9 protein-coding genes and 1 pseudogene are annotated in these 10561 nt (G+C 43.4%); 7 read left to right on the top strand and 3 right to left on the bottom strand.

Going from position 1 to position 10561, the window contains the following annotated elements; all coding sequences use genetic code 11:
- Positions 1–925: 925 nt before the first annotated feature.
- On the bottom strand, positions 926–1261 hold the full coding sequence (locus tag V7K97_RS24385) for a hypothetical protein (protein ID WP_334803567.1): 336 nt from the start codon (positions 1259–1261) through the stop codon (positions 926–928).
- A 758-nt stretch (positions 1262–2019) separates the two neighbouring features.
- The gene (locus V7K97_RS24380) at positions 2020–2847 is read right to left on the bottom strand and encodes a carbohydrate ABC transporter permease (RefSeq protein ID WP_334803566.1); all 828 of its coding nucleotides are present in this window, start codon (positions 2845–2847) and stop codon (positions 2020–2022) included.
- A 179-nt stretch (positions 2848–3026) separates the two neighbouring features.
- Between V7K97_RS24380 and V7K97_RS24375 the strand changes: the two genes are divergently transcribed.
- The 5 genes from V7K97_RS24375 (at position 3027) to folE (ending at position 7903) form a co-directional block, all read left to right on the top strand.
- The gene (locus tag V7K97_RS24375) at positions 3027–3725 is read left to right on the top strand and encodes an aldehyde oxygenase (deformylating) (protein ID WP_334803565.1); all 699 of its coding nucleotides are present in this window, start codon (positions 3027–3029) and stop codon (positions 3723–3725) included.
- Positions 3726–3835: 110 nt separating this feature from the next.
- The gene (locus V7K97_RS24370; protein WP_334803563.1) at positions 3836–4855 is read left to right on the top strand and encodes a long-chain acyl-[acyl-carrier-protein] reductase; all 1020 of its coding nucleotides are present in this window, start codon (positions 3836–3838) and stop codon (positions 4853–4855) included.
- A 195-nt stretch (positions 4856–5050) separates the two neighbouring features.
- Positions 5051–6031, top strand: coding sequence for an acetyl-CoA carboxylase carboxyltransferase subunit alpha (locus tag V7K97_RS24365; protein WP_185586002.1), 981 nt, complete (start codon positions 5051–5053; stop codon positions 6029–6031).
- 345 nt (positions 6032–6376) lie between these two features.
- Positions 6377–7102 (top strand): SDR family oxidoreductase, encoded by a 726-nt coding sequence (locus V7K97_RS24360; RefSeq protein ID WP_334803568.1) that lies wholly within the window; start codon positions 6377–6379, stop codon positions 7100–7102.
- A 93-nt stretch (positions 7103–7195) separates the two neighbouring features.
- Positions 7196–7903 (top strand): GTP cyclohydrolase I FolE, encoded by a 708-nt coding sequence (folE, locus tag V7K97_RS24355; RefSeq protein WP_334803562.1) that lies wholly within the window; start codon positions 7196–7198, stop codon positions 7901–7903.
- 178 nt (positions 7904–8081) lie between these two features.
- On the opposite strand, the pseudogene V7K97_RS24350 reads toward folE, so the two are convergent.
- Positions 8082–8708, bottom strand: a pseudogene (locus V7K97_RS24350) (phosphoribosylanthranilate isomerase); the annotation flags it as partial.
- Between the two features lie 121 nt (positions 8709–8829).
- On the opposite strand from V7K97_RS24350, the gene psaK reads away from it, so the two are divergent.
- Positions 8830–9084: a photosystem I reaction center subunit PsaK gene (gene psaK, locus V7K97_RS24345; protein WP_334803561.1), complete on the top strand. Its 255-nt coding sequence runs from the start codon at positions 8830–8832 to the stop codon at positions 9082–9084.
- Positions 9085–9360: 276 nt separating this feature from the next.
- A complete protein-coding gene (locus V7K97_RS24340; RefSeq protein ID WP_334803560.1) occupies positions 9361–10557 on the top strand; it encodes a site-2 protease family protein in 1197 nt (398 codons plus the stop codon).
- Positions 10558–10561: the final 4 nt, after the last annotated feature.

The raw sequence follows: 10561 nt of genomic DNA, 5'->3' as shown, positions 1-10561 counted from the left end.
GACCAACTCACGCTTGAACAAGTGATGTCTGTCTCTTCTTATAACTTTATCCTAGAAGCCCTTTTATATGCAGCTTCATATTAAATTGGTATTAGAAAGAATGGTTTAGTAGTAAAATACTGTTGATTAATTATAAGACTTAGGCATTGACAGAAAATATTAAATATGTGGGATGTAAAAGACCCTATCTGCGTTGTAGGGGTTTAGCAATGCTAAACCCCTACAACGCGGATATATTTACTATCAAAGTAATGATGAATCAAAGCCGGAAACGATCTACTTTGATCAAAGCAAATCATCATTAATTTGTACAGTGCGTAAATCTAAATTATTAAAACCAATGATCGGGCAACGTGAACTCTATAGCCTAGCTAATAAGTGAATAATTAGCATTTTCATACTCACTAAGTAGAGCGGCGTAAATAATTCAAGGTTTGTAGTGTTCGCGTAGCGTCTCTACGAGACGCTACGCGAACACTACGAACTAATCTCAAGATTTTTTTTACATTACTTAATTTAGTTGATTTATTCTCACCGACTTACTTAGAGAAGCTTTGCTAGGAGGATGAGTGATATAAGTATTGAAGATAGTGAGGTAGCAGGCAAGGGCTTCACTGTCACAATTTCACTAGCATTATTTAATGTTGGAAAATTGTTTATCGGGAAAGGCAGAGGGCAGGAGGCAGAAGGGAATTCTGACTCGTGTCAAGAAGCTCGTGACCGTTCGCGCAGCGTCTCCAAGAGTTGGGAACAAGGGTTTAAGACCCCCACCAAATTTTCAATTTGGTGGCCTCAATTTAGGAGGGGTTTGAATCCCCTTCTAAATTGAACCTTCTGCCCTCTGCCCTCTGCCTTCTGCCTTCTTCAAGAAAATTCTTTGCCTTGCTTACCCTCACCAGCATCCCTAGATGGGAGTTAGTTATATCTAATTTACCCAGCAGCCACCAGGATAACCAGGTACTGGGCAAGGGTTACAAAAAACACTTGCTGAAAGTGTTATAAACGTTGTTTTTTCTTCTTGAATTGGTTGCAAAAAATTCTTGGCTTGCTGATTATCATCAGCATCACTAACTTCGATTTGAGTTAAATCGAGTAAGCACTGAACTTTTAAAATATTTTGTCCTGATATCCCGTGTTTTTTGAGTAGTTCGCCGAAATTAGAGTTATTGAGGATGTTAGTCAATTCGTTCTTAATCTCGTCTTCTAACTGTTGTAATGTTTGAGCATCTATAACTGTTGGCTGTACTGTTTGAGATTCCATGAATTTTGCTCTCCTTGGAGACTGGTAAATGTGTGAACTTATCTTTTAAGAAGTAAAAAGTAACAAGTAGAAAGTAAAAAGATAATCCCCATAAATAAATTGAGGTGATTTAATAATGACACCTTATTTCTCTCTCCGAGACGCCAAAGGCGAACGCGCTGCGCGAGAAATAAATGTTTTTATTTCATTCCATAAATAAATTTAGGCGGCTCACAACCATTTTTCTTTTTCTTTCTTTTGCCTTTTTACTTTTTACTTTTGCCTTGTTCGGTGATGTACTAATTTCAGCTAACTTCCATTAGTACAGTTTGGTAACTAAGGAATCAAGGATATAGAATTGAGGGTGGCACGACAGCATTAGGTTTCTAAAGCTCTTGCGAACTCCCATAATTATCACTTCAGCTTGGCTAGTTATAATTACGCATTGTGTAACAAAACTTCATATATTTATGCTGGATTTCCTTATAAACCACATCTATTTTGAGAACCATAGTTTTTAAAAGTACTGGGAGCATCTTGCTACCTACTGGTAGTAGCGGGCAAGATGCCCGCACTACTCCAGGTTTCAAAACGGACAAGGCTTAGATTACAAGGAGCGATCGCTTGTATAGACCTCTTGCAAAAGTCCTTAACACCCCACCCCCAACCCCTAAGAGCTTGCGGGGAGGGGAGCGTTTGCTTTACTCAAATGCGGGGTGGGGTTCTTTATTTTTGATTTATGTAAGAGTTTGTTTGAAGTTCATAGCAAATCAGCGATACTAATTCTTAATTCCCGTCGCCGCAATACCCTGAATAAACTGACGCTGACCGATGAGAAATAATACCATCACTGGAACTGTTGTTATAGTCACCGCCGCCATCATCAAAGGCCAATTATTCGTAAATTGTTCTTGAAACTCAGCCAACGCCAGTTGTACTGTCCTTAATTCCGGTCGGGTGGTAAACACCAAAGGCTTAAACAAATCATTCCACTCGCCGATGAAGGTAAATAAAAACAGCGTCACTAAGGCTGGACGCGCTAAAGGTAACATCACCCGCCACAAAATTTGCAGTCGGTTCGCCCCATCTATAGCTGCGGCTTCCTCTAACTCTACGGGAATTGTCTGGAAATACTGACGTAACAAGAAAATCCCAAATCCGTTAACCGCAGTGGGTAAAATGAGCGCCCAGTATGTATTTATCAGGTGTCCCCACTTCAAAACCAAAAAGACGGGAATCACCAATAACTGAAAGGGAATCACTAAGGTTGCTAAAACGACTAATAGCAGTGCTTGGCGTCCGCGAAACTTCAGCCGTGCTAGGGCGTAACCCGCCAAAGCCGAAGTGACAATCTGAAACGCCGTCACCGCGATCGCTACCAAGGTAGAATTAGCAAACGCCAGCAAAAACTTTCCCTGTTGCCATGCAACGCGGTAATTAGCTAAAGACCAGTTATTTTTGAACAAACTTTCTGGGCTGGCGGCGGTTGGTGCAAAGGAGGTAAGAAACACCACAAACAAGGGTAGTAGAACGATAAATGCCCCTAGCAGTAAGACTACTAGGCTCAAAAAATCGCCAAATTTCAGATTCGGGTTTGGTTTAGACATAACTTAAGCTGCAAAGCATTTGTTTCGCTAGTACTAGAGCATCGCCCCCACCAACAGTTAATCTATAAATATAATTACTTGTTAAGTTCAATTAAACCACAGTGATTGTTACCCTCAGTTCATAGGGTAAATTGAATCCTAGTGTCAAATAATTCTTCCTTTACAGGAGTAAACATACCATGCCGCAGCTTACAGACGAAGTTAAAGAATTAGATTTCCAGAGCGAAACGTACAAAGATGCTTACAGCCGGATTAATGCCATCGTGATTGAAGGGGAACAAGAAGCCTATGAGAATTACATCACACTAGGCCAACTGCTGCCAGAATCTCATGATGAATTAATTCGCCTCTCCAAAATGGAAAGCCGCCACAAGAAAGGATTTGAAGCTTGTGGGCGCAATTTGAAAGTCACCCCAGATTTGGAATTTGCCAAAGAGTTTTTCTCTGGACTACACCAAAATTTCCAAACAGCCGCAGCAGAAGGCAAGGTAGTTACTTGTCTGTTGATTCAGTCTTTGATTATTGAATGTTTTGCGATCGCAGCATATAACATTTACATCCCCGTCGCCGACGATTTCGCCCGCAAAATTACGGAAGGAGTAGTAAAAGAAGAATATAGTCACCTCAACTTTGGAGAAGTGTGGTTGAAAGAACACTTTACAGAATCCAAAGCTGAACTTGAACTTGCAAATCGCCAGAACCTACCCATAGTCTGGAAAATGCTCAACAAAGTAGAGGGTGATGCCCACACAATGGCAATGGAAAAAGATGCTTTGGTAGAAGACTTTATGATTCAGTACGGTGAAGCATTGAGTAACATTGGTTTTACGACTCGCGATATTATGCGCTTATCAGCCTACGGACTCATAGCCGCTTAAAACAGTTAGGAGTGAGAAATTATGAGCCGTACTCTTAACTCCTAACTCCTAACTCCCAACTCTCCGAAAATTCCACGCGCTCAAGACAGCATAAGCCTAATAATCACTACATGTTTGGTCTAATTGGACATCTGACTAGTTTAGAACACGCTCAAGCGGTAGCTCAAGAATTGGGATACCCAGAATATGCCGATCAAGGGCTAGACTTTTGGTGCAGCGCCCCGCCGCAAATTGTTGATACTATTATTGTCACCAGTGTAACTGGACAAAAAATTGAAGGGAGGTATGTAGAATCTTGCTTTTTGCCGGAGATGCTGGCTAGTAGGCGCATCAAAGCCGCAACGCGCAAAGTCCTTAACGCCATGGCCCATGCACAAAAGCATGGCATTAACATCACAGCTTTAGGCGGATTTTCCTCAATTATTTTTGAAAACTTTAAGTTAGAGCAGTTTAGCCAAGTCCGCAACATTAAACTAGAGTTTGAGCGCTTCACCACCGGAAACACACATACTGCCTACATTATTTGTAAGCAGGTGGAAGAAGCATCAAAACAACTGGGAATTGAAATGTCAAAGGCGACTGTTGCTATATGTGGGGCAACTGGAGATATTGGTAGTGCAGTTACACGCTGGCTAGATGCGAAAACAGATGTCAAAGAACTACTGCTGATCGCCCGTAATCAAGAACGTCTGAAAGAATTGCAAGACGAAATAGGACGGGGAAAAATCATGGGTTTGACAGAAGCACTGCCCCAAGCTGATATTGTAGTTTGGGTTGCCAGTATGCCCAAAGGCGTGGAAATTGACCCTACCACTTTGAAACAACCCTGTTTGTTGATTGATGGTGGCTATCCGAAAAACTTAGCGACAAAAGTTCAGCATCCTGGTGTATACGTGTTAAATGGTGGGATTGTAGAGCATTCCCTGGATATTGACTGGAAAATTATGAAAATCGTCAATATGGACGTACCAGGCCGCCAGTTGTTTGCTTGTTTTGCCGAATCAATGCTGCTGGAATTTGAGAAGTTATACACGAACTTTTCGTGGGGACGGAATCAGATTACCGTAGACAAAATGGAGCAGATTGGTCGAGTATCAGTAAAACATGGATTTAGACCACTGCTGGTTTAGTCATTAGTCATTAGTCATTAGTCATTTGTTATTTGCAAATGACCCTTCGGGTTCGCTAGTTGCTTATGGGGGGAACCCCTATCGCTCTTAGCGTCTCCCCTTGGGAGAAGACCGCACTAGCTCACTAAGGACAACTGACAAAGGACAAAGGACAAAGGATAGATAACTTATAACTCGTAACTTATAACCCCTACGATGGCAACTACCGAGCGTAAACCGCTACTGTTAGATTTTGAAAAACCCCTAGCAGAACTCGCAACCCGAATTGATCAAATTCGGCAACTTGCTGAAGAAAATGGTGTCGATGTTTCTGGTCAAATTCGTCAACTAGAAGCACGCGCTATGCAACTACGTGAGGAAATTTTCACTAGTCTATCCCCATCTCAGCGATTGCAAGTGGCTCGTCATCCACGTCGCCCCAGTACTCTCGATTATATTCAGGCTATTAGTGATGAATGGATGGAATTGCATGGCGATCGCTGTGGCGGAGACGATCCAGCTTTAGTTGGTGGTGTTGGTCGTCTGAGTGGGCAACCTGTGGTGATGTTGGGTCATCAAAAAGGCCGCGATACTAAAGACAATATTGCCCGTAACTTTGGAATGCCTTACCCTGGTGGCTACCGCAAAGCGATGCGGTTGATGGAACACGCCAACAAGTTTAGTATGCCGATACTAACTTTTATCGACACACCAGGAGCTTGGTCTGGGGTAGAGGCAGAACACCAAGGTCAAGGAGAAGCGATCGCTTACAACTTACGGGAAATGTTTTGCTTAGATGTGCCAATTATCTGCACAGTCATCGGTGAAGGTGGTTCTGGTGGCGCACTCGGTATTGGCGTAGGCGATCGCCTACTCATGTTTGAACACTCCGTTTACACTGTCGCCACTCCCGAAGCCTGTGCCGCCATTTTGTGGAAAGATGCTGGGAAAGCTCCCCAAGCCGCCGTTGCTCTCAAAATTATTTCCCACGACCTGAAAAAATTGGGAATTATCGACCAAATACTGCCTGAACCCACTGGTGGCGCTCATTCCGACCCTTTAAAAGCCGCTACCACTCTCAAGCAAGTGCTGCTAGAAAATTTGGACGAACTCAATCGTTTAACCGCTCCAGAACGCCGCCAACTGCGCTATGAAAAATTCCGCAAAATTGGTGTTTTTACAGAAGTTGCCCACTAACAGCACTTCATAATGATTGATTAGCAATGCTATAATTGCCTATGTGCTTAAAGATTTTTAACAATCTAGCCATAGGCATTTGCATTTTTGGTAAATCTACTCAATTTGATTGAGTTGGTTTTGTATTTACGAGTAATCCAACTTGAGGTAAGGCGTGGTTTTCCAGGCGATGATTTGTTGTCTTCACTGGCAAAACCCACAATATGCCTATTATTGCATTGGATTATAGCATTTGCTTAATGAAAATCATCAGATTTTTAGATTCCTTTAATATATCGAAACCGAGAAGTGTGAATAATTGGATGTTAATAGGCTTTGGGAACTGCCAAAAAATTGGGAGACACCATGAGTGTTGAGCAAAAACGACGCGCCCTGATCACTGGGGCAAGTAGTGGAATTGGAAAAGCAACGGCTTTAGCTTTTGCAAAGGCGGGAATAGATGTCGCCTTAGTCAGCCGTTCTTTGGATAAGTTGGAGGCCGTTGCAGAAGCTCTACAGCATACTGGGGTGGAAGCAAAAGCTTACGCTGTAGATTTAGCGCGGCTGTGTGAAGTAAAAGAAAAGATCCAAGCGATCGCTCTTGACTTTGGTGACATAGACATTCTGGTAAACAATGCTGGCATCGCCTATACAGCCACTTTGAGCGAAACTCCCCTAGAAGACTGGCAGCAGGTAATTGATTTGAATCTTACCAGCGTGTTTCAGTGCATTGTGGGGATTTTGCCTTCAATGCGCGATCGGGGCACAGGCACAATTATCAACGTCGCCTCAATTGCCGCCAAGCAACCCTTTCCTGGTTGGGGAGCATACAGTGTCAGCAAAGCTGCTTTGATAGCCCTCTCTCAAACCTTGGCACAAGAAGAACGCACCCACGGCATTCGTGTCACAGCTATCTGTCCCGGCGCAGTCAATACCGAACTTTGGGATACAGAAACAGTCCATATTAAATTAGACCGTTCCAAAATGTTAACCCCGGAAATTGTGGCTCAGTCAATTCTTTACACAGTTCTGTTACCACAACAGGCAGTTATTGATGAATTGACCCTGATGCCCAGCGCTGGCGCACTCTAATTGCGAAGTTAGGAGTTAGAAATTATAATTTTTAACTCCTAACTCATAACTCCTAACTCATAACTAAATTAAAACCATAACCAAGACTGAATCATGACTATTGCTAGTTCCAACGGTTCCAATAGCTCTCAATCGCCCCTGATTCCCGACTTAGCAGAAGCCATAATTCCTAGACCAGATCGCAATACTCATAACGGGCGACAAGCGGATGTGTTACCGCCAACAGAGGAACATCTGGAAGAAATGCAGAATGCAGTACGGACACTAATATTGGGCATTGGTGAAGATCCCGAACGCGAAGGACTCCTCAAAACACCCAAGCGAGTGGCCGAGTCCATGCGGTTTCTTACCAGTGGCTACAACCAATCCCTTGAAGAACTCGTTAACGATGCCATCTTTGATGAAGGGCATAACGAGATGGTACTAGTTAGAGACATTAATTTCTTTAGTATGTGCGAACACCATATACTGCCATTTATGGGTAGGGCACACGTTGCTTATATCCCCAATCAAAAAGTTGTGGGACTGAGTAAGCTAGCCCGCATTGTTGAGATGTATTCCCGTCGTTTGCAAGTACAGGAGAGGTTAACCCGCCAAATTGCCGAAGCAATTCAGACCATTCTAGAACCTCAAGGCGTTGCCGTAGTGATGGAAGCTAGCCACATGTGTATGGTGATGCGGGGCGTTCAGAAACCAGGTTCTTGGACTGTCACTAGCGCAATGGTTGGTGTGTTCCAAGAAGACCACAAAACCCGCGAAGAATTTTTTAACTTGATTCGCCACCAAGGGGCGTTCTTTTAAGGAATGGGGCATTGGGCATTGGACATTGGGCATTGTTTGTTATTCTTCTCCTGCATCCCCTGCTCCCCTGCTCCCCCTGCTCCCCCTGCTCCCCTGCTCCCCCTGCTCCCCTGCTCCCCCTGCTCCCCTGCTCCCCCTGCTCCCCCTGCCTCCCCTGCTCCCTCATCTCGCCCCACTCTCTACTCCCTAATTTCTCAAACAACTTGGCTACTTTATCTAAATCCTTATCTCCAGGTGAGCGTTCTACGCCACTAGATAAATCAATGCCGCTAGAATTAACCTGATTCAGGGCTTCTACAATATTGTCTGGTGTTAATCCCCCAGCTAAAAACCAAGGGCAACTAGGGCTAAATTGTTCTAGCATTGTCCAATCTAAGGTTTTGCCTGTACCACCCAGTTGTTGGGGATGGTAAGCGTCAAGTAGTAAAGTATCTACGTATTCTGTGTAATCATCTGCTGTGTCAAGATACTCAAGACTGCGAATTCTTAATGCTCTAATAATTTCGATATTGGGTAAAGCTTGACGTAATTGGTAGCAGAAATCTGGTGATTCATCTCCGTGTAACTGGACACCAGTCAAGCCAGAATCAGCAACTATTTGGCAGATTTCAGGGATGCTGGCGTTGGCAAAAACACCAATTGTGTCAATATTTGCCGGGAGTTCTGCTACCGCAGCCCGAATTTGCAATGCGGTAACGTAGCGATTTGAGTTTGGTACACAAATAAATCCTAGTGCTGTTGCGCCCAGAGAGGCGATCGCTATAGACTGCTGTGGTTGGGTAATGCCGCAAATCTTAACGCGCATAAATATCTAACAAATTTAAAATAATCATCAGAAAACTCTAAACTATCTAAAAAACTTTTGGGCCTAGTAATTTTATAATCTTGTAGGTCTAGATTAACTTTTCCATTTAGGAGACAAAAGCTTGATTTCCTCTATTTTACTAGCAGCAGCTGCATCTGTTCCTGCAACCCCTGTATGGAATCCCACCGTAGGGATCATCATCAGCATCAGCAGCTTAGTAGTGGTTTTACTAAGTACTAAAATCGAAAAACCCCTAGTTGGCCCCAAGTTCCCCATTCTGCCCATTAGTATTCCAACATTCGTTGCAGCGATGGCTTTTGGTCATATTGTTGGCATTGGCATCGTTTTAGGACTGACTAATATCGGTCGTTTGTAATTTTGTGATCACAGAGGTGTTAATGGTAACGCCGCTATCAATACAAAATTCCTAAAACCGATTTTGGGCAGGGGGAGTAGGGAAGAAATAACTTATGCCCCATGCCCAATTCCCAATTTCAGAGTTTTGCTCACAGGCATTAATTGTCTATTGTAGAGATCAGAGCATTTCGTCACTCGACACTACCGAATTGATGCTCAATATAAATGTGTATAGGACTATGTGTAGTATCTCGGTATAAAAACTACTGGCGATATCTAGTTTTAGGACAATGTAATGCAAACAAATTGGAGAATTGGGTCATTATTTGGAATTCCCCTGTTTTTAGACCCGTTATGGTTTGTGATTTTAGGCTTGGCAACCCTCAATTTTGGGGTAGCTTATCAGGAATGGGGGACTGTTACAGCTTGGAGTGCTGGAATAGTTATGGCACTGCTGCTATTTGCTTCGGTGTTGTTGCATGAGTTGGGTCATAGCTTGGTAGCCCGATCGCAAGGCATTAAAGTTAATTCAATTACCCTATTTATGTTTGGCGGAGTCGCTGCCATTGAAGAAGAATCTAAAACTCCTTTCAAAGCCTTTCAAGTAGCGATCGCTGGGCCTTTAGTCAGTATCATCCTATTTTTCTTGCTCAGTCTGGCAACTATTATCATACCTGACACCAGTCCACTCAGTGCGATGGTTGGGGATTTAGCGAGAATTAACCTGGTGGTGGCGCTATTTAACCTGATTCCTGGCTTACCTCTAGATGGAGGGCAAGTGTTAAAAGCAGCACTGTGGCAAATCACAGGTAATCGTTTTCAAGCCGTACACTGGGCTGCAAAGGCTGGGCAAATATTGGGTTATGGGGCGATCGCTTTCGGATTTGTTGTAGATTTCTTGACAAGGGAGTTAGTAACTGGTTTGTGGATTGCGCTCTTAGGTTGGTTTGCTGTCCGCAACGCCAGTAACTATGACAATATCACTACATTGCAAGAAAGCTTACTCAAGGTGACAGCAGGCGATGCCATGACTCGTGATTTTCGCGTCATTGATGCCGATCAGACATTGCGTTCCTTTGCCGATTTATACCTCTTGGAAACCTCTACCTCACAGGTTTATTTTGCCGCTTCTGATGGACGTTACCGGGGTTTAGTTTCCATTGACGATTTCCGTTTAACCCAAAGAGGTGAATGGGAAACCCAAACCTTACATAGCATTGTGCATCCGTTGACAGAAATACCTACCGTTACCGAATCAACATCCATAGCTGAGGTAATTAACAAGCTAGAAAATGAGCAGTTACCTCGAATTACCGTACTTTCTCCGGCGGGCGCTGTCGCTGGGGTAATTGATCGGGGAGATATTGTGCGATCGCTAGCACAAAAGTTAAATTTGCAGATCACGGATGCTGAAATTAAGCGCATCAAGGAAGAAGGTAGCTATCCACCTGGGTTACAACTGGGAGTAATCGCAAAATCAATTACAAATTAAACGT

Origin of the sequence: Nostoc sp. (assembly GCF_036917815.1) — a bacterium.
GTDB lineage: Bacteria > Cyanobacteriota > Cyanobacteriia > Cyanobacteriales > Nostocaceae > Nostoc.
The sequence above is the reverse complement of the archived record's forward strand: the minus strand, read 5'-3'. Positions and strand labels throughout refer to the sequence as shown.

Bases quoted from the DNA above. Each gene is read 5' to 3' on its own strand.
- V7K97_RS24385 (WP_334803567.1), bottom strand. From the start codon at position 1,261: ATGGAATCTCAAACAGTACAGCCAACAGTTATAGATGCTCAAACATTA.
- V7K97_RS24380 (WP_334803566.1), bottom strand. From the start codon at position 2,847: ATGTCTAAACCAAACCCGAATCTGAAATTTGGCGATTTTTTGAGCCTA.
- V7K97_RS24375 (WP_334803565.1), top strand. From the start codon at position 3,027: ATGCCGCAGCTTACAGACGAAGTTAAAGAATTAGATTTCCAGAGCGAA.
- V7K97_RS24370 (WP_334803563.1), top strand. From the start codon at position 3,836: ATGTTTGGTCTAATTGGACATCTGACTAGTTTAGAACACGCTCAAGCG.
- V7K97_RS24365 (WP_185586002.1), top strand. From the start codon at position 5,051: ATGGCAACTACCGAGCGTAAACCGCTACTGTTAGATTTTGAAAAACCC.
- V7K97_RS24360 (WP_334803568.1), top strand. From the start codon at position 6,377: ATGAGTGTTGAGCAAAAACGACGCGCCCTGATCACTGGGGCAAGTAGT.
- folE (WP_334803562.1), top strand. From the start codon at position 7,196: ATGACTATTGCTAGTTCCAACGGTTCCAATAGCTCTCAATCGCCCCTG.
- V7K97_RS24340 (WP_334803560.1), top strand. From the start codon at position 9,361: ATGCAAACAAATTGGAGAATTGGGTCATTATTTGGAATTCCCCTGTTT.